Annotated in this window: 22 protein-coding genes and 3 pseudogenes; 7 read left to right on the top strand and 18 right to left on the bottom strand. The window is 73.0% G+C overall.

Annotated features, from left to right (window positions below; translation table 11 throughout):
* Positions 1 to 11: 11 nt before the first annotated feature.
* From B085_RS0130125 to B085_RS0130135, 3 genes are read right to left on the bottom strand one after another with little or no spacing between them, the layout of a single operon-like run.
* Positions 12 to 659, bottom strand: coding sequence for a LutC/YkgG family protein (locus B085_RS0130125; RefSeq protein WP_018562327.1), 648 nt, complete (start codon positions 657 to 659; stop codon positions 12 to 14).
* The gene (locus B085_RS0130130; protein ID WP_018562328.1) at positions 656 to 2,185 is read right to left on the bottom strand and encodes a lactate utilization protein B; all 1,530 of its coding nucleotides are present in this window, start codon (positions 2,183 to 2,185) and stop codon (positions 656 to 658) included. The genes B085_RS0130125 and B085_RS0130130 overlap by 4 nt, the downstream gene beginning before the upstream one ends.
* On the bottom strand, positions 2,182 to 2,946 hold the full coding sequence (locus tag B085_RS0130135; protein WP_026251592.1) for a (Fe-S)-binding protein: 765 nt from the start codon (positions 2,944 to 2,946) through the stop codon (positions 2,182 to 2,184). Before B085_RS0130135 ends, B085_RS0130130 begins: the two co-directional genes overlap by 4 nt.
* A 187-nt stretch (positions 2,947 to 3,133) precedes the next feature.
* On the opposite strand from B085_RS0130135, the gene B085_RS0130140 reads away from it, so the two are divergent.
* The 3 genes and pseudogenes from B085_RS0130140 to B085_RS0130150 all read left to right on the top strand — a co-directional run bounded on the left by B085_RS0130140 (position 3,134) and on the right by B085_RS0130150 (position 5,476).
* On the top strand, positions 3,134 to 3,454 hold the full coding sequence (locus B085_RS0130140) for an L-rhamnose mutarotase (protein WP_026251593.1): 321 nt from the start codon (positions 3,134 to 3,136) through the stop codon (positions 3,452 to 3,454).
* A 337-nt stretch (positions 3,455 to 3,791) separates the two neighbouring features.
* Positions 3,792 to 4,193, top strand: a pseudogene (locus B085_RS50195) (RNA-guided endonuclease TnpB family protein); the annotation flags it as partial.
* Positions 4,194 to 4,450: 257 nt separating this feature from the next.
* Positions 4,451 to 5,476 (top strand): LacI family DNA-binding transcriptional regulator, encoded by a 1,026-nt coding sequence (locus B085_RS0130150; protein ID WP_018562332.1) that lies wholly within the window; start codon positions 4,451 to 4,453, stop codon positions 5,474 to 5,476.
* A 68-nt stretch (positions 5,477 to 5,544) separates the two neighbouring features.
* On the opposite strand, the gene B085_RS0130155 is transcribed toward B085_RS0130150, so the two are convergent.
* The 5 genes and pseudogenes from B085_RS0130155 to B085_RS52015 form a co-directional block, all read right to left on the bottom strand.
* Entirely contained in the window at positions 5,545 to 6,645 is a 1,101-nt protein-coding gene (locus tag B085_RS0130155) for a flavin-containing monooxygenase (RefSeq protein ID WP_018562333.1), read from the bottom strand.
* Between the two features lie 20 nt (positions 6,646 to 6,665).
* Positions 6,666 to 7,121, bottom strand: a complete 456-nt coding sequence (locus B085_RS51115) for a hypothetical protein (RefSeq protein WP_018562334.1) — start codon at positions 7,119 to 7,121, stop codon at positions 6,666 to 6,668.
* 128 nt (positions 7,122 to 7,249) lie between these two features.
* Positions 7,250 to 7,906, bottom strand: a pseudogene (locus tag B085_RS0130165) (LLM class flavin-dependent oxidoreductase); the annotation flags it as partial.
* Positions 7,907 to 7,917: 11 nt separating this feature from the next.
* Positions 7,918 to 8,421: pseudogene (locus B085_RS44270) on the bottom strand (ABC transporter substrate-binding protein); the annotation flags it as partial.
* 187 nt (positions 8,422 to 8,608) lie between these two features.
* Positions 8,609 to 8,692 carry a putative leader peptide gene (locus B085_RS52015; protein ID WP_419196570.1) on the bottom strand — a complete coding sequence of 28 codons (84 nt, stop codon included), beginning with the start codon at positions 8,690 to 8,692 and terminating at the stop codon, positions 8,609 to 8,611.
* A gap of 165 nt (positions 8,693 to 8,857) precedes the next feature.
* Between B085_RS52015 and B085_RS0130180 the strand changes: the two genes are divergently transcribed.
* Positions 8,858 to 9,280 (top strand): secondary thiamine-phosphate synthase enzyme YjbQ, encoded by a 423-nt coding sequence (locus B085_RS0130180; RefSeq protein WP_018562338.1) that lies wholly within the window; start codon positions 8,858 to 8,860, stop codon positions 9,278 to 9,280.
* Between the two features lie 35 nt (positions 9,281 to 9,315).
* Here the strand turns inward: B085_RS0130180 and B085_RS0130185 are convergent, their stop codons facing one another.
* The 5 genes from B085_RS0130185 to B085_RS0130205 form a co-directional block, all read right to left on the bottom strand.
* On the bottom strand, positions 9,316 to 9,987 hold the full coding sequence (locus B085_RS0130185) for an HAD family hydrolase (protein ID WP_018562339.1): 672 nt from the start codon (positions 9,985 to 9,987) through the stop codon (positions 9,316 to 9,318).
* Between the two features lie 24 nt (positions 9,988 to 10,011).
* Entirely contained in the window at positions 10,012 to 10,500 is a 489-nt protein-coding gene (locus B085_RS0130190) for an Lrp/AsnC family transcriptional regulator (protein WP_018562340.1), read from the bottom strand.
* Between the two features lie 71 nt (positions 10,501 to 10,571).
* Complete coding sequence (locus B085_RS0130195; protein WP_018562341.1) at positions 10,572 to 12,779, bottom strand: xanthine dehydrogenase family protein molybdopterin-binding subunit; 2,208 nt, start codon at positions 12,777 to 12,779, stop codon at positions 10,572 to 10,574.
* A complete protein-coding gene (locus B085_RS0130200) occupies positions 12,776 to 13,765 on the bottom strand; it encodes an FAD binding domain-containing protein (RefSeq protein WP_018562342.1) in 990 nt (329 codons plus the stop codon). Before B085_RS0130200 ends, B085_RS0130195 begins: the two co-directional genes overlap by 4 nt.
* Positions 13,752 to 14,279, bottom strand: coding sequence for a (2Fe-2S)-binding protein (locus B085_RS0130205; RefSeq protein WP_018562343.1), 528 nt, complete (start codon positions 14,277 to 14,279; stop codon positions 13,752 to 13,754). The genes B085_RS0130200 and B085_RS0130205 overlap by 14 nt, the downstream gene beginning before the upstream one ends.
* A 367-nt stretch (positions 14,280 to 14,646) precedes the next feature.
* On the opposite strand from B085_RS0130205, the gene B085_RS0130210 reads away from it, so the two are divergent.
* From B085_RS0130210 to B085_RS0130220, 3 genes are all read left to right on the top strand, one after another.
* Positions 14,647 to 16,164, top strand: a complete 1,518-nt coding sequence (locus B085_RS0130210) for an FUSC family protein (protein ID WP_018562344.1) — start codon at positions 14,647 to 14,649, stop codon at positions 16,162 to 16,164.
* 580 nt (positions 16,165 to 16,744) lie between these two features.
* A complete protein-coding gene (locus B085_RS0130215) occupies positions 16,745 to 17,881 on the top strand; it encodes a nitric oxide synthase oxygenase (RefSeq protein ID WP_037732806.1) in 1,137 nt (378 codons plus the stop codon).
* Positions 17,882 to 17,959: 78 nt separating this feature from the next.
* Positions 17,960 to 18,997, top strand: coding sequence for a lactonase family protein (locus B085_RS0130220; RefSeq protein ID WP_018562346.1), 1,038 nt, complete (start codon positions 17,960 to 17,962; stop codon positions 18,995 to 18,997).
* Between the two features lie 93 nt (positions 18,998 to 19,090).
* On the opposite strand, the gene B085_RS0130225 is transcribed toward B085_RS0130220, so the two are convergent.
* The 5 genes from B085_RS0130225 to B085_RS0130245 all read right to left on the bottom strand — a co-directional run bounded on the left by B085_RS0130225 (position 19,091) and on the right by B085_RS0130245 (position 24,487).
* Positions 19,091 to 19,966: a sirohydrochlorin chelatase gene (locus tag B085_RS0130225; RefSeq protein WP_078620142.1), complete on the bottom strand. Its 876-nt coding sequence runs from the start codon at positions 19,964 to 19,966 to the stop codon at positions 19,091 to 19,093.
* Positions 19,967 to 20,092: 126 nt separating this feature from the next.
* A complete protein-coding gene (locus B085_RS0130230) occupies positions 20,093 to 20,932 on the bottom strand; it encodes a phospholipid scramblase-related protein (RefSeq protein ID WP_018562348.1) in 840 nt (279 codons plus the stop codon).
* A gap of 25 nt (positions 20,933 to 20,957) precedes the next feature.
* The gene (locus B085_RS0130235; RefSeq protein ID WP_026251596.1) at positions 20,958 to 21,635 is read right to left on the bottom strand and encodes a uracil-DNA glycosylase; all 678 of its coding nucleotides are present in this window, start codon (positions 21,633 to 21,635) and stop codon (positions 20,958 to 20,960) included.
* A gap of 31 nt (positions 21,636 to 21,666) precedes the next feature.
* Positions 21,667 to 22,755 carry a sialidase family protein gene (locus tag B085_RS0130240; RefSeq protein ID WP_018562350.1) on the bottom strand — a complete coding sequence of 363 codons (1,089 nt, stop codon included), beginning with the start codon at positions 22,753 to 22,755 and terminating at the stop codon, positions 21,667 to 21,669.
* A gap of 319 nt (positions 22,756 to 23,074) precedes the next feature.
* A complete protein-coding gene (locus tag B085_RS0130245) occupies positions 23,075 to 24,487 on the bottom strand; it encodes a nucleobase:cation symporter-2 family protein (RefSeq protein ID WP_018562351.1) in 1,413 nt (470 codons plus the stop codon).
* Between the last annotated feature and the right edge of the window lie 61 nt (positions 24,488 to 24,548).

Consider the following 24,548-nt stretch of genomic DNA (forward strand, 5'->3'; position numbering starts at 1 on the left):
GCGGCGCGCGGTCAGTCCGTCACGAGGACGACCTCCAGGGTGCGCGGCCCGTGCACACCCTCGACGCGGTCCAGCTCGATGTCGCTGGTGGCCGAGGGCCCGGAGATCCACGTCAACGGCCGGACGGGATCGAGCCGTTCCAGTGCCTGCGGCACCGAGTCCACGACCTGCTCCGGGACGCGCACGACGACGACGTGGTGGTCCGGGACGAGGGTGATCCTGCGCCGCCCCTGGTCGGTCCCGGCGTCCAGCACGATGGTGCCGGTCTCGGCGATCGCCACCGCGCAGCCGGTGACGACGCTGTCGACGGCGTCGAGTTCGCGGGCCGTCAGCCCGGCCGAGTCGGGCACCTGTTCCACATCCTGCACCGCCGATAGCCACCGCTCCGGAAGGCCGGGCGGTACGACGACCCGCCGGACACCGCGCGCGGCCAGCAGGCCCGCGAGGCGGCCGGGGAGTTCGGCGCCGGTGGCGCGGTGGACGATCGCACGGTAGTCGGCGAGGTTCTCGGCCAGCAGATCCGCCGTCTGCGCGGCGTCCCGTTGTCCGTGGACGCGCAGATAGCCGCGGTCCACCGCGCCGCGTGCCGGCGCCGTTGCGTGCGGCGCGTCGGTCAGGGCGCGGCGGATCCGCCCCAGGACCTGGTCACGGGTGCTCACTTGGTGCCCTCCCTGCTCTTGGTGCCGGTGCCGGTGCCGGTGCCGGTGCCGGTGTCCGCTGCGCCCGTCCCCCGGGTGCGCTGCCACCAGTCACGGAAGGACTCCGCAGGCACCGCCGGGACGTCCCGGGTGTCGGTCCACGCCTTTCCGGGCCCCGGCAGCCGCCGCGGGTGGAACCTGCGGGTCCGCGCGGCCAGCCGCTGGCCGGCGCGCAGCGCCGCCGGGTGGTTCAGGGTCCAGCGTGCGGCGCGCATGGCCGCCCGCTCCGCCGCGTGGCCCTTGGCGGGCCGGAGCGTCACCCTGTTGCCCGCCCGGGTCACCTCACCGCCCTGCACCACGCGTTCCCGCAGGTGGACGAGGACCTCCGGGATGTCGATGGCGACCGGGCACACCTCGTAGCAGGCGCCGCAGAGGGACGAGGCGTACGGCAGCGAGGCGTCGAGCGCGGTGTCCGTGCCGCGGAGCTGCGGGGTGAGGATGGCGCCGATCGGGCCCGGGTAGGCGGAGCCGTACGCGTGCCCGCCCGCCCGCTCGTACACAGGGCAGACGTTGAGGCAGGCCGAGCAGCGGATGCAGCGCAGGGCCTGCCGCCCCACCTCGTCGGCGAGGGTGTCGGTGCGGCCGTTGTCGACGAGGACGAGATGGAAGGTGCGTGGCCCGTCCTCGTCGGTGGTCCCGGTCCAGGTGCTCGTGTACGGGTTCATCCGCTCCGCCGTGGAGGAGCGCGGCAGGAGCTGCAGGAACACCTCGAGGTCCTGCCAGCTCGGCAGCACCTTCTCGATGCCGACCACCGAGATCAGGGTCTCGGGCAGCGTCAGGCACATGCGGCCGTTGCCCTCGGACTCCACCACGACCAGGGTGCCGGTCTCGGCGATCATGAAGTTGGCGCCCGAGATGCCGACCTTGGCGCGCAGGAACTTCTCCCGGAGGTGGAGCCGCGCGGCCTCGGCCAGTTCGGCGGGGGAGTCCGACAGCCCCTCGGGTGCCGGACGGCCCCAGCGGCCCATGGCGTCGGTGAAGATGTCGCGGATCTCGGAGCGGTTGCGGTGGATCGCGGGCACCAGGATGTGACTCGGCAGGTCGTCGCCGAGCTGCACGATCAGCTCGGCGAGGTCCGTCTCGTAGGCGGCGATCCCGGCCTCCGCGAGCGCGTCGTTGAGGCCGATCTCTTGCGTCGCCATGGACTTGACCTTGACGACCTCGGTCTCGCCGGTTGCGCGCACCAGGTCCGTCACGATGCGGTTGGCCTCGTCCGCGTCGGCAGCCCAGTGGACGGTGCCGCCCGCGGCGGTGACCGCCTCCTCCAGCCGCACCAGGTAGTGGTCGAGATGGCGCAGCACATCGTCCTTGATCTGCTTGCCCGCCGCGCGCAGCTGCTGCCAGTCGTCGAGTTCGGCGACGGCGCGGGCCCGCTTGTCCCGGATGGTGTGGGTGGCGTGCCGCAGGTTGCCGCGCAGCGTCGTGTCGCGCACGGCCTCGCCGGCGGCGACGGGGAAGGCGGGCATGCCCAGGTACGTGCCGCTCATCGGATGCCTCCGTAGGGATGCTCCTCGGTCGACGCGAGGATCTCGGCGAGGTGGACCGGCCGGACCTCGGAGCCGAGCCGGGCGAGGGTGCCGCCGATGTGCATCAGGCACGAGTTGTCCACGGTGCACACGGCTCGTGCGCCGGTGGAGGTGATGTTGCGTGCCTTGTCCGCGCCCATGGCGGCGGAGACGGCCGCGTTCTTGACGGCGAAGGTGCCGCCGAACCCGCAGCACTCCTCGGCGCCGGGCAGCTCGACCAGCTCCAGCCCCTTCACATGGCTGAGCAGCTCCTGCGGGCGGCGACCCAGCCCCAGCATCCGCAGGCCATGACAGGTCGGATGATAGGTGACGAGATGGGGGAAGTATGCGCCGACGTCCGTCACCTTGAGCACATCGGTGAGGAACTCGGTCAGCTCGTAGGTGCGCGGCACCACGGACGCGGCGACGGCGGCGAGGCCCTCCCCGCGCCCTTCCGCGCGGGCCCGCTCGCCGATCCGGGGGTAGTTGTCACGCACCATCGCGGCGCAGGAACCGGAGGGGGTGACGATGTGGTCGTAGCCCTCGAAGGCTCTGGCGTACCGCTCCACCAGGGGCTCCGTCTCGTGGCGGTAGCCGGTGTTGAACTGCGGCTGGCCGCAGCAGGTCTGTGCGGCGGGGAAGTCCACGGTCACCCCCAGCCGCTCCAGCAGGGTCACGACGGCCTTCCCCGTATCCGGGTACAGCGTGTCGTTCACGCAAGTGACGAACAGTGCTACGCGCATGCGGCCTCCTCACGGTCGGCACGGCCACCCGTGGGCTCATACTGCCGTATGTGCCCCGCACCATGGGGCAGAGATCGGATGTCTGCGCGTCGCAGAAGGTGCCATTGACGAGCCATGTCGGGGTGTCCTAACGTCCCTGCCATCGATTGAAACCTTTCATATCAGACCCGAGAGGCCAGGGCCGACCGTGCAGCGCGTCTGTTTCCTGTTGAAGGTCCGCAAGGACCGGCTCGCCGAGTACCGTGAGCGCCACGCCGCCGTCTGGCCCGAGATGCTGGACGCCCTCTCCGCCTCCGGCTGGCACAACTACTCGCTCTTCCTCCGCGAGGACGGCCTGCTCGTCGGCTACCTGGAGACCGAGGACTTCGCCGCCGCCCAGGAGGCGATGGCGGCGACCGATGTCAACGCCCGCTGGCAGGCCGAGATGGCCGACTTCTTCGAGGCGCTTGACGGGGCCCGGCCCGACGAGGCCATGCGGCCCCTCACCGAGGTCTTCCACCTGGCGTGACGGCGCGGCCCCGGCCCGCGCGGACGATCCGCCCGCCCGAAAGGCCGCGATTCCGCTCCGTCGCCCTTGTTCGGTCACCCGGACACGCCGGTCGGACCTCCGATCAGGGTCTCCGACGGCACCCCTCGGGCCCGGTGACACCCCCCCAGGTCATCCGCTCGACAGGGGGCAACAGTCATGCCGGGCCCGGAAGCCGGCGGCCCTCTTGCAGGACCGCGAAAAACATAAGGGGGAACGGGTCCTAGGGTCGGAGCCGTGAGGCGGCGGAGTCCCCCTGTGTATGTGTTCTGACCTGTGCTCTCTTTCGTTGTCAGTGGGGACTGTTAGGTTCCGCAGCATGACGGCGACGGTGGTGACGGAGCGGGGGTCCGGGGGTGCCCGGTACACCCATCGGCTGCCTGTGTCGTCCAGCGAGTGCCGGGCTGGAGGCGGAGTGGGCGCGCTGCCGGTGGGTGTGGAACGAGTGCGTGGCGGTGTCCCGCAGGGTCCACGGCCTGAACAGGACCGCTGAGGAGAAGATCACGTGCGGCCCCGCGCAGCTCGACAAGATGCTGACCGAGGCGCGGCGGTCGATCGCGCGGCTGCGGGAGGGCAGTTCGGGGTGCCGCAGCAGCAGGTCATCCGGGACTTCGCGAAGTCCCGTGCCAAAGCCTTGAAGGACATCGCGGCGCGGCCGCCGATGAGGGAGCGGGCCGGGATGCCCCGGATCAAGCGCAAGCGCGAGGCCGCCCCGTCGCTGACTACACCGCCCGGGGTTCGCACCGCGTGCGGAGCCCCGTCCCCCAGGGACAAGAACGCCGCGCGCGTGATGCCGGTCCGGGCTGGTCTCACCCCGCTGGTGCCGATCGTGTAAGCGCTGGTGGACCGCTGGTCCTCAGCCCACGTGAGCCAGGAATCCCCGTTCTCCAGGGCGGGGAGGATGTCAAGTATGCGTAGCATGAACCCGCGGCCTGCGGCGGGCCGGCGGCAGGAGGTAGGGCGGAGCTCGTGACACGCATGGTGGGGATCAAGGACGTCGCCCGGCAGGCAGGTGTTTCGGTCGGCACGGTGTCGAACGTGATCAACCGGCCCGACATGGTCTCCGAGGACACGCGTGCCCGCGTGCTGTCGGTCATCGAGCAACTCGGGTACGTGCGAAGTGAGTCCGCCCGGCAGCTGAGGGCGGGCCGCAGCAGGATCATCGCGCTGCTCGTGCTCGACATGGCCAACCCGTTCTTCGTGGACGTCGCCTCGGGGGCCGAGCGGGCCGCCCGGGAGACCGGACTCGGGGTGATGCTCTGCAACAGCGGTGAGAGCCCCTCGGAAGAGGCCGACTACCTCGGGCTCTTCGCCGAGCAGCGGGTACGCGGCGTCCTGGTGACGCCCGCGGACACCAGCGGCCGGAACATCGCCTCCTTCCGGCGGCACGGCATCCCCTTCGTCTTCGTCGACCGCGTCGTGCCGAGCGCCGAGGCCTGCTCGGTGTCCGTGGACGACATCGAGGGCGGCCGCCTCGCCGTCGACCACCTCATCGAGCGCGGCCACGAGCGCATCGTCTACGTCAGCGGTCCGATGCACCTCGCCCAGTGCCAGGACCGGCGCACCGGCGCCCTGGAGGCGCTCGCCGCCGCCGGGCTCCCCGCGGACTCCCTGGCGCACATCGAGGCCGAGCGGCTCGACGTCCCCTCCGGACGCGACGCCGGCGCCCGCCTGCTGGGGATGGCCAACCGCCCGACCGCCGTCTTCTGCGCCAACGACCTGCTCGCGCTGGGCGTGCTCCAGGCGCTGTACGCCGCGGGCATCGCGGTGCCCGAGGAGATCGCGCTGGTCGGCTACGACGACATCGAGTTCGCGGCGGCCGCTGCGGTGCCGCTCACCTCCGTACGGCAGCCCGCGTACCGGATGGGCCGCGCGGCGGCCGATCTGCTCATCGAGGAGACCGGGGACGCGGCCGAGGAGCACGAGCACCGGCGCATCGTCTTCCAGCCCGAACTCGTCGTCCGCGCCTCCACTCTGGGCAAGAGCAGCCGCGCCGTCCGCTGAGCCCTCCGGGCGGCCCCGTAGCCCTCCCGGTATGTGCGCCAGGGGTCCCGGCGCCCGGGAGGCCGCCGTCAGCCGGCCGCGGCCACCGGTTCCGGTGTGCGGGTCCCGTCCCGTCCCCACAGGTGGGCACGGATCTCGCGGACCGCGCTGCGGCCGGCCCGGTTCGCGCCGATCGTGCTCGCGGAGGGGCCGTAGCCGATGAGGTGGATCCGGGGGTCGGCGGCGACCCGGGTGAGCCCCTCCAGGCGGATGCCGCCGCCTGAGCCGCGCAGGTGCAGCGGGGCGAGGTGGTCGAGGGCCGCCCGGAAGCCGGTGGCCCACAGGATGACGTCGGCGGTGACATGGCGGCCGTCCGCCCAGCTCACGCCGTCCTCGGTGATCAGGTCGAACATGGGGAGGCGTTCGAGGATCCCGCGCTCACGCGCGCGTTCCATCGCCTCGGTCATGGGGAGCCCCGTCACGCTGACGACGCTCTGGGGCGGCAGACCGCGCTTGACGCGCTCCTCGACCAGCGCGACCGCGGCCCGGCCCTGCTCCTCCCCGAAGGGGCCGCTGTGGTAGACGGGAGGCCGCCGGGTGACCCAGGTCGTCGCGGCCGCGCCGCCCGGCTCATGGAGTTCCATCAGCAGCTGGACGGCGGAGGTGCCGCCGCCGACGACGATCACGTGCTTCCCGGCGAACTCCTCCCGCCCGCGGTAGCCGGCGGTGTGCAGCTGGCGGCCGCGGAAGACCTCCTGGCCCGAATAGCGAGGCACGAAGGGCCGGTCCCAGGTCCCGGTGGCGTTGATCAGCGCGCGGGCCGCCCAGGTGCCCGCGTCGGACTCGACGAGCAGCCGGCCCTCCGGGCCCTCACGGACCGTGGAGACGTCGACCGGGCGGTGCACGCGCAGGTCGAAGGCGCGCTCGTAACGGTCGAAGTACTCCGCGACCACCTCGGCGGACGGCCGGTCGGGGTCGGCCCCCTCCAGTTCCATTCCGGGCAGCGAGTGCACCCCGTGCGCCCTGCCGTACGTCAGCGTCGGCCAGCGGTACTGCCAGGCGCCGCCGGGGCCGGGGGAGTGGTCGAGGACGACGAAGTCCTCGTCGGGCCGCATCCCCGCCCTTCGCAGGAAGTACGCGCCGGACAGTCCGGCCTGCCCGGCCCCGATGACGGCGACGTCCACATCCACATGGTTCACGCTTCCACCAACTACGCGCCTTCGCGGAAGCTTCCCGCGGACACCTCGCGGCGTAGCCGGGCCACCCGGGCGGCGGCCTCCTCCAGGCGGGACAGCGGCAGGTCGCCGTCGGCGACCGCCCTGGTGGCCGCGGTGCGGATGGCCTCCCGGACGCCCGTGCCGCAGCCGGGTCCGAGCTGGAGCAGGTCCACGCCCGAGAGCCAGGCTAGGACGGCGGCGCCCGGGACGCCCCAGCCCTCCACGACCTCGTCGGTGTCGAGCGGCTCGCTGATCAGGACCGCGCCGTCGCCGAACTCGTCCCGCAGCAGCTCGGTGACCGCGGGCCCGCTGAGCGCGGCGGGGACGCCGATGGTGACCGCCCCGGCCCGTTCCAGTCCGCGCCGGAGCCATTCCGGCGGCCTGCGGGTCCGGCCGGCGGGCAGCAGGCAGACGTCCACCAGCGCGGCGACGCGGTGCGGTGCGTACACGTGGAAGTCCCCCTCTGGCGGTCGGGCGGGCGCTGCCGACCCTATCCCGAGGGGCGGCAAGTGGTCCAGACCAATCGGAGGGCGGCCGCCCGGATCAGGACAGCCGCCCCCCGTCGCACGGCGACCGCCCTCACCTGCTCCGGCGGCTCGCCCCAGGTCGGGTAGACGTCGGCGTGCCGGGCGGCGACGGGCCCGGCCGCCGGTGAGGAGCCCCCGAAGAAGATCTGCGGTAGCGGGTCGGGCGGCAACGCGGTCAGTCCGCCCTCGACCCGGTAGTGCTCCCCGTCGAAGTCGAAGGGCCGCCCGCCCCACACCCCGCGCACCACCGACAGGAATTCGTCGGTGCGCGCGTAGCGGGAGTCGTGGTCCAGGTGGTCGCCGAAGCGGCGCTGTTCGACGGAGTCCCCGCCGGTGACGACGTTGAGCAGGAGCCGGCCCCGGGTGATCCGCTGGTAGATCGCCGCCATCTGCGCGGCCAGGACCGGCGAGAGGACCCCCGGCCGGAACGCGACCAGGAACTTCAGCCGTTCGGTGTGCTGCGACAGCGCGACCGTGGTCAGCCACGCGTCCTCGCACCAGGTGCCGGTGGGCGTCAGGACGGCCTCGAAGCCCAGCCCGCCGGCCGCCCGGGCGATCTGCGCCAGGTAGTCGATGTCAGGGGCGCGCACCCCGGAGACCGGCGTGACGCGTGAGCGCTTCACGCCGCCGTCGGCGTAGGCGTGACGGTCCACCAGGGTGCGGCCGTCGCCGCCGGTGGGCAGGAACCAGTGCAGGTGAACGGACATGTGCGGCCCTCTCAGCGGGTGCGTGCGGCGGTGGTGGAGGCGGGCAGGCCGGCGTTGAAGCGCCGGTCGACGAAGGCGGCGAAGTCCATGTGCCGCGGGATGAGCCCGAGGTCCTCGAAGGTGTCGGCGATCTCCTGCTCGGAGGCGACGGCGGCGTCGTCCACGGCCACCGAGACGCGGGTGCCGTTGGTGCGCTCCACCGCGTCCAGCGCCACCTCCTACGGCAGGCCGGTCTCCTTGGCCCACACCTTCGCCCACTGCTCCGGGTGTTCCGCGACCCACTCCTGGGCGCGCCGCAGGCGCTCCAGGTAGTCGCCGATGGCGGCCGACTTCGCCTTGTCCGCCAGGGCACCCGGTGCGGCGACCTGGAAGGCGAGCCCATTGACGCGCCCGGTGCCGGTGGTCAGGACGCGCGCGCCGTTGTCGCGCAGCACCTGGGAGGTGTACGGGTCCCAGATCGCCCAGGCGTCGACCTTGCCCCCGCTGAAAGCGGCGAGCGCGTCGGCGGGCTGCAGAGATAAGAAGGCTCCACATGGGGGAGGCGGCGAGCGGGCACGCACGCTCCTCCGACGCGCGACCGGTCAGGCGCAGGCGAGGGCGCTACGACTCGTCACGGGAACGCGTACGGGGGAGTTGCGGGAAGGGCGCGCACAGGCGCGGATGGCACGTGGGACGAAGGGCGTGCGAAAAGGTGGGGAAGCGTCAGCAGCCGCGGTGACAGGCGGCGGAGGCCACCCGCAGCAGGTCGATGTGACCGCGCGTGGTGAGCAGAACGGGACGCGACATGTGGACGACCGTAGCCAGGCCGTCCAGATGGCGTCAACGGCGTCTCGGCCCTCGGAACGCCTTCGGAACGCCTTCGGAACGCCTTGGGAACGCCTTCGGCCGCCTTCGGAACACCGGCGGCCACCCCGGAACGCGCGGGCCCACGGCGTGGGCCACCATGGTCACATGGCCGACGCATTCTCCACCCGCACCATCGACGTCACCACCGGCAGCCGGGAGACGGTCCACGATCTGACCGGTGCCTGCGCCGGCTTCCTCGACGACGTCTCCCACGGACGCGACGGGCTGCTGAACGTGTTCGTCCCGCACGCCACCGCCGGGATCGCCGTCATCGAGACCGGCGCGGGCAGCGACGACGACCTGCTGGCGGCGCTCCAGGACCTGCTCCCCGCCGACGACCGCTGGCGCCACCGCCACGGCAGTCCCGGTCACGGCCGCGACCATGTGCTGCCCGCCGTCGTCCCGCCGCACGCCACGCTCCCGGTGGTCGGCGGCCGGCTCGAACTGGGCACATGGCAGTCCGTCGTCCTGGTCGACACCAACCGCGACAACCCCCGGCGCCAGGTACGGCTGAGCTTCCTGGGGTGACCGCCGAGCGACCCGGCCGTCCGGCCGTCAGGCCGTCAGGCCGTCAGCCAATTCACGACCGCCCGCGCGTCGAAGGCGCCCTGCCCGCCGCGCACCAGCAGACCGGCCGTCGCGAAGGCGGGGTCGTCGGCCTGCACGGCCAGGTACGGGACGGCCACGCACCGCATGCCCGCCCGGTGCGCGGCCTCCGCGCCCGGCGGCGCGTCCTCGACGACCACGCAGTCCGCCGGGTCCGCGTCGAGCCTGGCCGCCGCCTCCAGGAAGACGTCCGGGGCGGGCTTGCCGCGCTCGACCTCCTCCGCGGAGACCACGGTCGTCAGCAGGGCGTCCAACCCGGTGCCGGCCAGCACCGCGCGTATCGCCTCCCGCGAGGAGCCCGAGGCCACCGCCAGGGGGTGCCCGGCCTTCGCCAGCAGCTCGACGAACTCCCGCATCCGCGGGAACACCTCGGTGGCGCCGCGGGCCAGCTCCAGGTAGAGCCGGTTCTTGCCGTCCAGCAGCTCCTGGACGGACGCCGACAGGGCGTACTCCTCGCGCAGGGCCTCCAGCGTCTCCTTGGTGCCGATGCCGATGAAGCGCCGGTGCTGCTCCCAGGTGAAGTCGTCCACGCCGTGCGCGGCCAGCAGCCTGCGGCCCGCCTCGAAGTAGTTGGGCTCGTTGTCCACGAGGGTGCCGTCGAGGTCGAATATCACCGCGGGGAGCGTCATGCCACCAGCATGCCAAGCCGGTCGTCACGGCGTGCGCCCGGCCGCCGCGTCACGGCCGACCTCCCGCACCAGCGGCAGCATCCGCTGCGGGACCCGCTCGCGCAGCGCGACCTCCGTGCGGGTGCGCACCACACCCGGCACCTGGACCAGGCGCTGGATCACGTCCTCCAGGTGCGCGGCGTCCCGGGCGACCACCCGGGTGAGCAGGTCGCCGCCGCCGGTGATCGAGAACGCCTCGATGATCTCGGGTACCGCGGCCAGGGCCCGGCCCGTGGCGTCCAGATGGCCCTGCGTCACCTCCAGGTGGACGAAGGCCAGCACCCGGTACCCCAGGGCCTCCGGCGAGAGCCGCGGGCCGTACCCGGTGATCACCCCGTCCCGGTCCAGCCGGTCCAGCCGCGCCTGCAGGGTTCCGCGCGCCACACCGAGGATGCGGGCGTACTCGCGGACGCTGGTGCGCGGCTGTTCCAGCAGCAGGGCCAGGATCCGGGCGTCCAGCTCGTCGGCGGGCACGGGCCGCGGCCTCCTCGGGGTCCGGGGGCGGTGGGGAGGGCCCGACGCTGCCGACGGCCCGTGCGCGCCGCTCAGAGCAGGTCGTCGATGGTGATCGGCAGGTCGCGGATGCGCTTTCCGGTGGCGTGGTACACGGCGTTGGAGATGGCGGGCGCGATGCCCACCAGGCCGACCTCGCCGACGCCCTTGGTGCCGGTCGGCGTGCCGCGATCGGGTTCACCGACGAAGATCACGTCCAGCTCCGGGATGTCGGCGTTCACGGCGACGAGGTAGTCGCCGAACGTCCCGTTGGCGATGCGGCCGGTGCGCGGGTCGGTGACGGTGTCCTCGAACAGGGCCATGCCGATCCCGCCGACCGTCCCGCCGATGATCTGGCTCCTGGCCGTCTTCTCGTTGAGGATGCGGCCGCCGTCGATCGCGGACACCACCCGGGCGACCCGGACGATGCCCAGGTCCGCGTCGACGCGCACCTCCACGAACTTCGCGCCGTAGGCCCCGGCCGGGGACATGCCGATCTCCGCCGCGTCCGGCGGTTTGCTGCTCCCGGTCGCCGTGAGCTGCGCCAGGCCGTGCCGGGCCAGGATGTCGGCGTACGACTCCCCGCGGTCCGGGCGGCCGGCGAGGTGGACCCGGCCGCCGGAGGCCTCCACGTCCTCGGGGGAGGCGCCCAGCAGCGGCGAGTCGGCGTCCCCGCGGACGAGGTCCGCGAACAGCCCCACGAGCCTGCGGCAGGCGTCGTGCACGGCGTTGCCGAGCGCACCGGTCAGCCCGGAGCCGCCCGCCATCATCGAGTCGGGCATGTCGGAGTCGCCGAGGTCGAAGCGGACCTTGTCCAGGGGAAGCCCGAGTTCCTCGGCGGACAGCTGCGCCATCACGGTGTACGTGCCCGTGCCGATGTCCGTCGCCGCGCTGCGCACGAACGCGCTCCCGTCGCGGTTGACGGTGGCCTCGGCCATGCACGGCGTCGCGAAGTACGGGAACATCGCGCTCGCCATGCCGTAGCCCACCAGCCAGTTGCCGTCGCGCATGGACCGTGGCTCCGGGTTCCGGTCGGCCCAGCCGAAGCGCCGCGCGCCGACCTCGTAGCACTCCAGGATCGCCTTGCCCGACCAGGGCAGCCCGTTGCGCGGGTCGACCTCGGTGTGGTTGTGGATCCGCAGCTCCAGCGGGTCCATGCGCAGGGTGTACGCCAGCTCGTCCATGGCCGACTCCAGCGCGAAGCTGCCCTGCGCCTCCGCCGGGGCCCGCATCGACGTCGGCACGGCGATGTTGAGCTTGGCCTGCTGGTCCCGGGTGATCACGTTGGGGCACCGGTAGGCGAAGGAGGTCCCGTGGGAGAACGGCTCGAAGTCGTTGTCCTCCATGCTCAGCGAGCTGAGGCTGCGGTGGTCGAGAGCCACCAGCGCGCCGTCGCGCGAGGCGCCCACGCTGAGCCACTGCACCCCGCTGGGCCGGTGTCCGACCGAGGTGAACATCTGCGGCCGGGTCAGTACGAGCTTCACCGGGCGCTTGGTCGTCCGGGCGGCCATCGCGGTGAGGATGACGTGCGGCCACGCCCGCAGCCCGGCGCCGAAGCCGCCGCCCACGTAGGGCACCAGCACCCGCACCGAGCTCTCGGGGATCCCGAAGACCATGGCGAGGGTGGTGCGCACCATCGACGGCCACTGGCTGGTGTCGTGGACGGTGAGGGTGTCCTCCTCCCATGCGGCGAGGGTGGCGAACAGCCCGAGCGGGTTGTTGGTGTTGTCCGCCGTGAAGTACGTGCCGCGCACGATGACGTCGGCGGCCTCCAGGGCGGCGGAGACGTCGCCGCGCGAGTGGTCCATCTTCCACGGGTCCACCAGGTGCTGCGCCCTCGGGTCCTGAAGGTCCAGCAGCGGCTCGGCGGCCTCGTACTCGGCGTGCACCAGTCGTGCCGCCGCGGCGGCCTGTTCCGGTGTCTCGGCCACCACGAAGGCGATGTGCTGGCCGTGGTGCATGACCCGGTCGTTGCGCAGCGGCGCGGGCGGTGCCTCGCCGAGCACCGTGGTGGGGCCGGTTCCGACCCGCGGGGCGTTCTCGTGGGTGAGCACCGAGATCACGCCGGGGGAGCGTTCCGCCTCCTCGGTGTCCATGCGGATGATCCGGCCCGCGGAGACGGTGCTCTGCACCAGGGCGCCGTAGGCCTGGCCGGGGACACTGAAGTCCATCGGGTAGGGCGCGGAGCCGGTGACCTTGCGCGGTCCGTCGACCCGGTTGACGCCCGCACCGACCAGCGGCCTGCTCTCGACCGTGCTCATGCCGTCACTCCTGACACTGTCTGCAGTTCGCGGACGAGGGTCCGGCGGGCCAGCGGCACCTTGAAGGCCGTGCCCGGCACGGTCCACGCGTCGCGCATCGTCGCCTCGGACGCGTCCTGGAACGTGGCCGACGTCGCGGGAGCGCCGGTCAGCACGTGCTCGGCCTCGTACGCCCGCCACGGTTTCGAGCCCACCCCGCCCAGCCCGACCCGGGCCTGACGGATCGTGCCGTCCTCCACCACCAGCACCACGGCGGCCGAGGTCAGCGCGAACTCGTACGACACCCGGTCGCGGACCTTGAGGTAACCCGAGCGGGCGGACGGCGGCGGGAGCGGGATCTCGACCTCGGTGATCAGCTCGGCGTGCTCCAGGACGTTCTCCCGCTCGGGGCTCTCGTCGGCCGTCACGTAGAACTCCGTCAGCGGGACGGTGCGCCGCCCCGACAGCCCCTGGATGTGCACGACCGCGTCCAGCGCCACGAGCGCGACGGCGAGGTCCGAGGCGTGCAGCGCGATGCAGTTCTCGTTCACGCCGAGCACGGCGTGCATCCTGGCCGCGCCTTGCACGGCCCCGCAGCCCGTGCCCGGTGCGCGCTTGTTGCACTCGAGGACCGTCGGGTCGCGGAAGTAGCGGCAGCGGGTCCGCTGCAGCAGGTTGCCGCCGATGGTGGCCATGTTCCGCAGCTGCACCGACGCGCCCAGCAGGAGGGCCTCGCGCACCACCGGAAGCCGCTCGGCGACCGTGGCGTCGGCGGCCAGTTCCTCCATCGTGGCCAGTGCCCCCACGTGCAGCGACTCGCCGCGCCGCTCGATGCCGTGCAGCGGTAGCCGGGTGATGTCGATCAGCGTCGGCGGCTCCAGGACCCCGTCCTTCATCAGGTCCAGCTGGGTCGTGCCGCCCGCGAGGCAGGACGCCGACGGGTCCTCCGCCAGCATACGCACGACCTCCTGGGTGTCGGTGGCCCGTACGTAGTCAAAGGTGCGCATCGTAACCTCCGCCGGACGCCGCCTCGCGGACGGCGGCCACGATGTTGGGATAGGCGCCGCAGCGGCACAGGTTGCCGCTCATGAACTCCCGGATCTCCTCGTCGGAACCAGCCCGGCCCTCGGCCATCAGCGCCACCGCGGACATGATCTGCCCGGGGGTGCAGAAACCGCACTGGAAGCCGTCGTGGTCCATGAACGCCCGCTGCACCGGGTGCGGTCCCTCGGCGCCGGCGACACCCTCGATGGTGGTGATCGCCCGGCCCTCGGCCTGGGCGGCCAGTGTCAGGCAGGCCAGCACTCTCCTGCCGTCGAGATGGACCGTGCACGCTCCGCAGGCTCCCTGGTCGCATCCCTTCTTGGTGCCCGTCAGGCCCAGCCGGTCCCGCAGCGCGTCCAGCAGTGTGACCCGGGTGTCCAGGCGCAGGGTGTACGACCGGCCGTTGACGTCGAGTGTCACGACCCTCTCGGTGGTTCCGGGACGGTCCACGTCCCGCTCGCTCGCCACGTCCCTCATCGCGTCCTCCTCCGGACGGGTCGGATACGACTCGAGCCCCTCCTGGGGCGGATCCGGTGAGTTGGTTCGTCAGGCGCCTTTAAAGGCGGGATCGACTTTTCGCGTCAATACGTCCGCCTTTCTCCTCAATATACGCCGAATGGGGGTTTTGGCATGGGCCAGTGGCCCGGCCCCGCCCCGGCCGCACGATCTCCGGGTGGGCCAATGGCCCAGTGGACTCGCGCTCGGTTGAGCCATGGGCACCGGGGATGTTTTCCTGGGGGCGACGATGGCGTTGCGGCAGCCACGAGGCCCCGCAGCGCCTTTTCCATGCGCGGACACATGCCGTGACACGAACGAGGGGGCGGACGGGCACGTGGTGAGGCGGATGTTCATCGCACCGGACCCGGGGCGCACGCGGCTGCGCAGCGCCTCGCGCGCGGTTCTGGGCATCACGGGGGCGGTCGCCGCCGTGGCCATGGCCGGGCTGCCGCTCCCCGCCGCCGTGGTCGCCGGGCTCGCCGCGCTGCTCGCGCTGTTCGTGGTCACCGACCGGGACCCCGACCGCCAGGCCGTGACCACCGCGCTGATGCCCGCGGCGGGGTTTCCCGTCCTCGCGCTGGCCGCGTGGCTGCACCCGTACCCGGGCGCACGGGACGCGGCCTTCCTCGCGGTGGTCTTCGCCGGGGTCTACGCCCGCCGCTGGGGGCCGCGCGGCCACGCGCTGGGCGTCTTCGCCTTCATGATGTTTTTCATAGCCCAGTTCCTGCGGGCCGCTCCCGGACTGCTGCCGGAGCTGTACGGGGCCATGGGCCTCGGGCTCGGCTGCGCCGCCCTCGTCCGCTTCGGCCTGTGGTGCTACGAGCGCGAGGCCGTCCCGGCGCCGGCCGTCGCCCTGCCGCAGCCCCGGGGGCTGCGCCGCCCGACGACCCGGCAGGCGTTCCAGGCGGTGCTCGCGGGGGCCATCGCGGTGGCGGTGGGCCAGGCGCTGTCCGAGGACCGCTGGTACTGGGCCGTCGGCACGGCCTGGTGGATCTTCGTGAACACCACCTCACGGGGCGAGACCCTCGTTCGCGGCTTCCGCCGCGTCCTGGGCACGGTCACCGGCATCGCCGCGGGGTTCGCCGTGGCGCTCCCGCTGCACGGGGCGCCCGCGCCGACGGCGGCGCTCGTCGCCGTCTGCGTCTTCGGGATCTTCTACACCGCCCCGGTCTCGTACAGCTGGATGATGTTCTTCGTGACGGTCATGGCGGGGCTGCTCTACGGCCTGCTCGGCATCCTCCACCCCGGACTGCTCGCCCTGCGGCTGGGGGAGACCGCCGTCGGTGCCCTGGGCGCGGTCGTCGCCGTCCTCGTGGTGCTGCCGGTGAGCACGCACGCGGCGACCGACGACTGGATCCGCCGCGCGCTCCACGCGGTCCGCGCCTTCGCCGGCGAGGCCGCCCGCCACCTCGCCGGCGGGCCCGGCGACGACCTCGCCCGCCACGTGACGGAACTCGACGTCCTCCTGGAGCGGGTACGGGCCACCGTCGCCCCGCTGGTGCACCCCCTCAGCCCGCTGCGCCGCCGCAAGGCGCGGGCCCGTACCGTCCTCGCCCTGCTCGACGAGTGCGCCCGCCAGGTCCGCGGCCTCGCGGAGGTCGTGGCGGACCCGCACGCCTGCCACGACGAACGCCTCACCGCGGCCTGCCGCCGTGTCGAGATCGCCGTGCGGCGACTGGTGCCCCCGGACGCGGCCGGGAGCGTGACCCCGGCGCCCGGTGCGGCCGTACGCGAGAGCGCGGGGCCGCATCCGCACGCCGACCGGGCGCTGGAGCACCTGCGCGGCCTCGAGACGGCCCTGGCCGGTCTGGCCGTTCCCCTGGGCGCCTCCGCGCGCCCGGAGCCGTCGGCCGGGACCGCCTGAGCCGCTGCGGGCCCGCCGCCGTGTCGCGACCGCCGTGCGGCGTCCGGTGTCGCGTACGGGGAGCGTTCTCGCCGGGCGGAGACCCGTCGGCGGCGCCGGGCGTGCGTTCCGGGTTCATGTGCGCCCCCGGCCGATCGGGACCGGTCGAGGTCGCCACGTGACCGGATTGTGTCCGATCTGGGTCGTGATGTCGTCAATTCACCTGATGAGACGTCCTGTTCGGCCCGGCGTGCCAGGATGACTGACTCCGGACGAGCGGCGGGACCGATCCCGTCTCGTGCCGTATCCGCGGGCCGTGAGGGAAACGGTTCGCCGTGAGGGCAACGGTTTGTGCAGGGCGGTCTTGGGGGTGCCAGGCGTGCTGAGATTTCTGCGCCGTACCGGGGGGAAGAACGAACGGCGTGCCGGGCCGGGCCGTGTCCCGCCCGCGGCGGAGCACGCGCGGATGGACGGCCCGGAGCCACTGGCCGGGTGCCCCGCGGGGCACCCGCAGGCCGTGGACGAGGGCGGCGAGACGCCGCGTCCCGATGAGGCGGCGGCCGCCTGCCCGGTCGACGGCGCCGCAGGTCGAGACGGGACGATGGCGAGCACCGTCCGGCACAAGGAGGTGGACGTCCGCGCGCTGGCCACCGACTTCCTGCGGCAGTACCACAGCGAGCTCCCCGGCGTCGCGGGCGACCCGCGGCAGCGGCTGGCCGCGGTGCTCGCCGAGATCGACGCGACGGGCACCTACCGGCACACCCACGAGGAACTCGTCTTCGGCGCGCGCGTCGCCTGGCGGAACAGCAACCGCTGCATAGGGCGGCTGTACTGGAACTCCCTGCAGGTCCGCGACCGCCGCCACGTCGCCACGGCGCGCGGGGTGGCCATGGAGGCCGCCGCCCACCTGAGGGTCGCGACCAACGGAGGGCGCATCCGCCCGGTGGTCACCGTCTTCGCCCCGGACACCCCGGACCGTCCCGGCCCGAGGATCTGGAACGACCAGCTCATCCGCTACGCCGGCTACGCCCGGCCCGACGGCGGGGTGCTGGGCGACCCGGGCAACACCGGCATCACCGAAGTGGCCCGGCGACTCGGCTGGTCCGGTGGTCCCGGCACGCCCTTCGACGTCCTGCCGCTGGTCGTGCAGGGCGGGGCCGAGCCGCCGCGCCACTTCACGCTGCCCGCCGACGCCGTGCTGGAGGTGCCGATCGAGCACCCGGAGCTCGACTGGCTGGCGGAGTGGGGCCTGCGCTGGCACGCCGTCCCGGCCATCTCCTCCATGTGCCTGGAGATCGGCGGCGTCTGCTACCCGGCCGCCCCCTTCAACGGCTGGTACATGGGCACCGAGATAGGCGCCCGCAACTTCGCCGACACCGACCGCTACGACCTCCTGCCGCGCTTCGCCGACCGGCTCGGCCTGGACACCGGCAGCGACCGCTCGCTCTGGCGCGACCGCGCCCTGGTCGAGCTCAACCGGGCGGTGCTGCACTCCTTCGACCGCGTCGGCGCCAGTATCACCGACCACCACACCGAGTCCCGGCGCTTCCTCGCCCACATCGAACGGGAGGAGCGCAAGGGCCGTCCGGTGCCCGCCGACTGGTCGTGGATCGTCCCGCCCATCTCCGGCTCGGCCACCGGCGTCTTCCACCGCTACTACGACACCGGCGACCTGACGCCCGCCTACGTCCACCACCCCGAGTCGCTCGCCCTCGCCCGCGGCGAGACGCTGGTGTGACGGGGGCAACGGGATCGGTTTCCGGCCACTGCGTTACTCTCAGCCGCCGTACAGACAACCTGCGGAAGAGGTACGGCAGTGGCCGGGCACGTTTACATCGGGTCGTTCACCTCGGCGGGCGGCAAGGGACTGACCACCGCCGCCGTCGACCCCGATTCGGGAGCGCTGACGGTGCTGCGCACCGACTCCGCGGTGGGTGACCCGTCCTTCCTCGTGCTCTCCGAGGACCGCGGGCTGCTCTACACCGTCAGCGAGCACCCCGAGGACGGCGGCGCGGCCGTGTTCTCACTGGGAGACCCCGCCCGCCCCGAACCGCTGGGCGCCACAGTGCCGGTGGGCGGCGGCGCGCCCACCCACCTGTGCCTGCACCGGGGACACCTGCTCACCGCCAACTACGCCTCCGGCACCGTCAGCGTGCTGCCGGTCGACGAGCGCGGCGCGCTCGGCGGGCCGCGCCACGTCCTGGAGCACGAGGGCGACGGCCCCGACCCGGAGCGGCAGGAGGGCCCGCACGCCCACATGGTGCTGCCCGACCCCTCCGGGCGCTGGGTGCTGACCGTGGACCTCGGCACGGACTCCGTACGCGTCTGCGAACTCGACGCGGACAGCGGGGAACTGGAGGTGGAACGCGAGATGGGCCTGCGCTCCGGCAGCGGACCGCGCCACCTGACCTTCCACCCGCGCGGGGACCGCGCCTACGTCATGAACGAGCTGGACTCCGTGGTGACGGTCTGTCACTGGGACGCGGAGGCGGGCCGTCTGAAGCCCGTCGCCGAGGTCTGCGTGCTGCCCGCGGACGCCTCCGGCCCGAACTACCCCTCCGAGCTGGTCGTCTCCCCCGACGGCCGGTTCGCCTGGGCCGCCAACCGCGGGCACAACAGCATCGCCGTGCTGTCCGTCGATGCCAGCGGTGACCGGCTGGAACTGCTGGAGACGGTGGACTGCGGCGGTGACTGGCCGCGCCATCTGACCCTCGACCCCTCCGGGAAGCGGCTCTACGCGGCCAACGAGCGCTCCGGCGACGTCAGCTGGTTCGACGTGGACCCGGCCACCGGCACGCCGAAGCTCGCGGGCTCGGTTCCCGTGCCGGCCGCGTCCTGCGTGGTCTTCGGCTGACGGCGGCGGCATGCCCGTACGCGCAACGGCGTGGTGGTCGGCCCCGGTATGCCGGGGCCGACCACCACGCCGTCGTCGTCGAGGCCCGCGGCTTCAGCCCAGCGGAGCGCCCTGCGACGGCTGGGCGATGCCCAGGGACGCGGTGTACGTGGAGACGACCAGCTTGCCGATGGCCGGGTAGGGGCCCAGCGCGTCGGCCGCGGAGCAGTCGGCCTCCTTGGCGGCGTCGTGCAGCACCTCGGGGGCGACCTCGGGACCGACCACGTACGGCGCGAGAGCCAGCGTGGTCGAGCCGGAGGAGCGCAGCTGCTCGGCGGCCCCGGCGACCGAGCCCTCGATGTCCAGCGCGGCGGCCAGCACCGGCACCGCGAGACGCGCGGCCAGCAGCAGACCGGTCACCCCCGCAGCCTGGACGGCCTCCTCGCCACCCACGGTGGCCAGGATGATGCCGTCGGCGGCCGTGGCCACAGTGAACAGGCGGGCGCGGTCGGCGCGGGCCAGGCCGGCCTCGGAGAGACGCACGTGCAGCGCCTCCGCCAGCAGCGGGTGGGGGCCGAGCACGTCGGTCACCTCCGCCGCGGAACGGCTGTCCGCCACGGCCTGGCGCAGTCGGCGCATCACCGAGGCCTCGGGGCCGGCCAGCAGGGGGACCACGACGGCCGCGGGGGTCTGGTCACCGCGCTCGGTGGCGGCCTGGGCCAGCACGGACTCGAGAGTCGGGTACTCCTCGCCGTCGCCGTCGACGTAGCCGATACGCGGGTCGAGTCCGGAGAGCTCGATGCGGGCGATGCTGACGATCTCCTCCGCGAGACTGCGTATCGCGGAGGAGGGGGTGCCGGGCACGGCGAGGACCAGCGCGGGTGCACCCTCGGGCGCGGTCAGCGGTTCCGGCCGCCGGTGCCGCCCGGGCTGGCGGGGGCGGGGCATACGAACGGGCAGGCCGGGTGCGGGGCCTTCGGCAGTGCTCATGGCGAGGCATGCTAGTGCCTTTGCGCGCTCGGTTGTTCGGGCGGGTCCATCGCAGGGGTTACCTGTCCGGTTCTGTCCTGATACGGTGCCGGGTCCGCACGCCCCGGCACCGTATTCGTGCCACGATCAGCCGAGTCCGCGCGAGTCCTGCTTGAGGGCGGTGTCCACGGTCAGGGCGGAGGCGACGACCATGCTCAGCAGGGGGTCCGGCAGTTGCCGGTGGATCTGCAGCACGTAGTTGTCGGCGGTGGTGAACATCGTCTTCGCCAGGCCCTCCCAGGTCTTGGTGATCCGGGCGACCTCGGTGTCGGTGTGGTCGACGATGGCGAAGTTCCAGGCGCGCCAGTTCTCGGCCTTGATCGCCCCGATCTTCTGGCCGTTCACCTCGAAGGCGAAGTTGATCTTGCCGATGGCGTTCTGCTGGACGATCTCGCCGAGCGTCATGCCGTCGGCGCGCTGCACGATCACCTTCGACTTGATGAACTTCGCCGGACGCGTCAGCAGCAGCTGCGGCTGTCCGTGCGCGTCACGGACCTCCAGGCGCACCGACAGGAACTGGTCGACGCTCGCGACGAAGCGCAGCACCTTCCGCGCGGTGCTCTGGCCGACCTGGAGCACCGAGCCGAGCTGGCGCCCCTGCTGGTCGAAGACGCTGTACTCGTTGTTCAGCTCGATGAGCTTGGCCTTCTGGTTGACCACCAGGACGGGCTCGCTGAAGAGCGTTCCCCCACCCGGGCCGGTGGGGGCGACGCCCGCCTGCTGCTGCACCTGGCGCTGGATGCGCGAGGGGTCGGCGCCCCCGTCGACGCCCAGTTCCCAGGGGTTCTCCTTGGGCTGCGACGGGACCTGCGCGCCGCCCGGGTGGGTGTGCTCCGTCCACTGGGAGCCGTCCCAGTAGCGCAGCAGGTTCTGCGTGCCGTGCGGGTCCGGGTACCAGCCCGCCGGGGTGTTCGATTGCGTCGTCACCCGGGCAGGGTAACGGCTGCCTCTGTCAGGGCAGCCGCCAGTCCACCGGATTCGCGCCCTGCCGTGCCAGGAGGTCGTTGGCCCGGCTGAACGGACGCGACCCGAAGAAGCCGCGGTCGGCCGACATGGGAGAGGGGTGGGCGGACTCGACCGCAGGAAGACTTCCCAGCAGCGGGCGAAGCCTGCGCGCGTCGGAGCCCCACAGGATGGACACCAGCGGCTTGCCGCGCGCGACGAGCGCGCGCATGGCCTGCTCGGTGACCTCCTCCCAGCCCCTGCCGCGGTGCCCCCCGGGCTTGCGGGGTGCGGTGGTGAGCGCCCTGTTGAGCAACAGGACGCCCTGCCGCGTCCAGGGGGTCAGGTCGCCGTTGGAGGGCCGGGGCAGGCCGAGGTCGGTGTTCAGCTCCCGGTAGATGTTCTCCAGGCTGCCGGGCAGCGGCCGCACCTCCGGGGCCACCGAGAACGACAGCCCGACGGCGTGCCCCGGGGTGGGGTACGGGTCCTGGCCCACGATGAGCACCCTGACGTCGTCGAAGGGCTGCTGGAACGCGCGCAGCACGTTCGCCCCCGACGGCACGTAGGTGCGGCCCGCGGCTATCTCGGCGCGCAGGAAGTCGCCCATTTCGGCGATCTTCCCGGCGACCGGCTCAAGCGCCTTGGCCCAGCCCTCTTCGACGATCTCGTTCAACGGTCGTGCTGCCACGGGGAGTCACTCTAGTGGCTCGCACCGACAGTCAGACCACGGCCGCCCTCACGCACAGCACGTCGGGCAGGTGCGAGACCACGAGCCGCCAGCTGTCGCCCTCGTCGGAGCTGGCGTACACCTCGCCGTTGCGGTTGCCGAAGTACACGCCGACCGGGTCCGCGTCGTCGGTGCGCAGCGCGTCGCGCAGGACCACGCCGTAGTGGTCCTCCGTGGGCAGGCCGGCGGACAGGGCCGTCCACGAGGCCCCCGCGTCCTCGGTGCGGTAGACCCGGCAGCGGTAGTCGGGCTGGTAGCGGTCGCTGCCGTCGTTGACCGGGGAGACGTACGCGACGCCGCCGCGGCGGGGGTGGGTGGTGACCGCGAAGCCGAAGTCCGCGGGCAGGCCCTTGCCGATCTCCGTCCACGCCGCGCCGGCGTCGTCGCTGCGGTAGACCCCGCCGTGGTTCTGCAGATACAACCGGTCCGGGTCCTCCGCGTCGCGGGCGATCTTGTGCACGCACTGGCCGAAATCCGGGTAGGGGTCGGGCAGGAACTCCGCCTTGAGCCCGGTGTTGGACGACGTCCAGCTCGCGCCGCCGTCGGACGAGCGGTAGACGCCGCCGGAGGAGACGGCCGCGATCACCGCGTCGGCGTCACGCGGATCGGTGACCACCGTGTGCACCGCCTGCCCGCCGAATCCGGCGCCCCACAGCTCCCGCTGCGGGTGCTCCCACAGGCTCCGCACGAACTCGAAGGTCACCCCGCCGTCGTCGGAGCGGAAGAGCGCGCCCGGTTCCGTGCCGGCCCACACCAGGTCCGGGGCGCCGGTGCCGGCGGGCTGGATCTGCCAGACGCGCTCCAGCGAGGTGTCCGTGTCCTTGGGGAACCGCACCGCGGGCCGCGCCGGCTCCTCCCAACTGCGCCCGAGGTCGTCGGAGCGGAAGACCGAGGGGCCCCAGTGCGAGCTGTCCGCGCCGACCAGCAGCCGGGGCACTGCCCGGCGCGTGTCGATGCCGACCGAGTACACCGCCTGCATGGGGAAGTGCGGTCCGGTCAGCTCCCACGTGCCGGCGCCGCCACGCCGCCGTCCCAGGAACAGTCCTTTGCGTGTGCCGATCGCGAGTACGACGTCGTCCATGACGCACCATCTCCGAACTACGGGAATGTGTCCTGCCTCACAGATTCTGCACCGCCCCACCGACAACGGGGACCGCGGCGCGCGTTTCCCCAGGGAAGGGGGGCGCACCCGGCCGCGGGCGGGCGGTGCCCCGTACGTGAAACGAGCGGCCAGGCGGTCACCGTCCGCGGACCCGTCGGCCCTGTTCCGGCCCCCGGGATCCGGCTGGCAGATCCGCGGTCGAGCCGGGCGGGAGAGCCCTCTTCCGGGTGCTCCGGGCGCCGGCGTGGTCACCCGGAACCACCGGGGCACGTCCAAGACGAACGCGCCGCGCGCCGACCTAGAGGCGCTCCTCCCCGGGCTCGTGGACGGCGTCCTCGCCGCCACCGACCGGCAGGACGGGCGGCCCGGCGGGGTCGGCGGCCTCGTCCGCGCCTGAACCGGGGCCGCCGGGCAGGTGGTTGAAGAGCAGGTTCAGCGCGATCGCGGTGATGCACCCCGCGCTGATCCCGCTGTCCATCACCGTCTGGAACCAGTCGGGGAAGGCGTCGTACACATTCGGGACGCCGACCGGCAGCAGTCCGACCGCGACCGACACCGCCACCACGGTCAGATTGCCGTTGCCGTGGAAGTCGACGGTGGACAGGGTCCGCACCCCGCTGGCCGCCACCGTCCCGAACATCACCAGGCCCGCGCCGCCCAGCACCGGCGCCGGGATCGCCGCGACCACGGCGCCCAGTTTGGGCAGCAGCCCCAGCAGCACGAGGATGCCGCCCGCGGTCGCCACCACCCAGCGGCTGCGCACCCGGGTCATCCCCACCAGCCCCACGTTCTGGGCGTAGGCGGTGTACGGGAAGGTGTTGAAGACCCCGCCGAGCACGGTCGACACGCCGTCGGCGCGCAGCCCGTCCGCGAGCCGCCGCGGCTCCACGTGGCGGCCGGTCAACTCGCCCACGGCGATGATGTCGCCGGTCGTCTCGGTCATCGTCACCAGGGCCACGACGAGCATGGAGGCGATCGCCGCGCCCTGGAAGTCGGGCGTGCCGAAGTGGAACGGCGTGCTGATCCCGACCCAGTCGGCGTCGCCGACCGCGCCGAAGTCGGTGAAGCCCAGCGGCACGGCCGCCAGGGTGCCCAGCACGATGCCCGCCAGGACCGCGATGCGCGCGACGGCAGGGGGCGCGAAGCGCTGCACCAGCAGGACGGCCACGAGCACCGCGGCAGCCAGCCCGATGTTCCGCGGCGCCCCGAAGTCGGCCGAACCCGCCCCTCCCGCGGCCCAGTTGCCCGCCACCGGTAGCAGGCTGAGCCCGATGACCAGGATCACGGTGCCGGTCACCAGCGGTGGGAAGAACCGCAGCAGCCGCCCGAAGACCGGTGCCAGTAGGACCATCGCCACTCCCGAGGCGATGACGGCGCCGTAGATCGCGGGGAGTCCGCCGTCCTGTCCGATCAGCACCATGGGCGCGACCGCCGCGAAGGTGCAGCCCTGCATGATGGGCAGCCGGACACCGAACCGCCACCAGCCCACGCACTGCAGCAGCGTGGCGATGCCGCACACCAGCAGGTCCGCCGTGATCAGGTAGGCGAGGTCGGCGGGCGGCAGCTTCAGCGCACCGCCGACGATGAGCGGCACGGCCACCGCGCCGGCGTACATCGCCAGTACGTGCTGCAGCCCGAACGCCCCGAGCTGGACGGCGGGCAGGACCTCGTCGACGGGATGGACGGCGGGACGGTGCGGCGGCGTCGCCATGGGCAGCTCCTCGAACGCGGCGCGGGTGAGCGGGGGAACGACGAGGCAGTTGCCCGACGAG

The organism is Streptomyces sp. BoleA5 (assembly GCF_000373665.1).
Lineage (GTDB): Bacteria > Actinomycetota > Actinomycetes > Streptomycetales > Streptomycetaceae > Actinacidiphila.

Bases quoted from the DNA above. Each gene is read 5' to 3' on its own strand.
- B085_RS0130130 (WP_018562328.1), bottom strand. From the start codon at position 2,185: ATGAGCGGCACGTACCTGGGCATGCCCGCCTTCCCCGTCGCCGCCGGC.
- B085_RS0130135 (WP_026251592.1), bottom strand. From the start codon at position 2,946: ATGCGCGTAGCACTGTTCGTCACTTGCGTGAACGACACGCTGTACCCG.
- B085_RS0130150 (WP_018562332.1), top strand. From the start codon at position 4,451: ATGGTGGGGATCAAGGACGTCGCCCGGCAGGCAGGTGTTTCGGTCGGC.
- B085_RS52015 (WP_419196570.1), bottom strand. From the start codon at position 8,692: ATGTCGCGTCCCGTTCTGCTCACCACGCGCGGTCACATCGACCTGCTG.
- B085_RS0130180 (WP_018562338.1), top strand. From the start codon at position 8,858: ATGGCCGACGCATTCTCCACCCGCACCATCGACGTCACCACCGGCAGC.
- B085_RS0130185 (WP_018562339.1), bottom strand. From the start codon at position 9,987: ATGACGCTCCCCGCGGTGATATTCGACCTCGACGGCACCCTCGTGGAC.
- B085_RS0130195 (WP_018562341.1), bottom strand. From the start codon at position 12,779: ATGAGCACGGTCGAGAGCAGGCCGCTGGTCGGTGCGGGCGTCAACCGG.
- B085_RS0130200 (WP_018562342.1), bottom strand. From the start codon at position 13,765: ATGCGCACCTTTGACTACGTACGGGCCACCGACACCCAGGAGGTCGTG.
- B085_RS0130205 (WP_018562343.1), bottom strand. From the start codon at position 14,279: ATGAGGGACGTGGCGAGCGAGCGGGACGTGGACCGTCCCGGAACCACC.
- B085_RS0130210 (WP_018562344.1), top strand. From the start codon at position 14,647: ATGTTCATCGCACCGGACCCGGGGCGCACGCGGCTGCGCAGCGCCTCG.
- B085_RS0130215 (WP_037732806.1), top strand. From the start codon at position 16,745: ATGGCGAGCACCGTCCGGCACAAGGAGGTGGACGTCCGCGCGCTGGCC.
- B085_RS0130225 (WP_078620142.1), bottom strand. From the start codon at position 19,966: ATGAGCACTGCCGAAGGCCCCGCACCCGGCCTGCCCGTTCGTATGCCC.
- B085_RS0130240 (WP_018562350.1), bottom strand. From the start codon at position 22,755: ATGGACGACGTCGTACTCGCGATCGGCACACGCAAAGGACTGTTCCTG.
- B085_RS0130245 (WP_018562351.1), bottom strand. From the start codon at position 24,487: ATGGCGACGCCGCCGCACCGTCCCGCCGTCCATCCCGTCGACGAGGTC.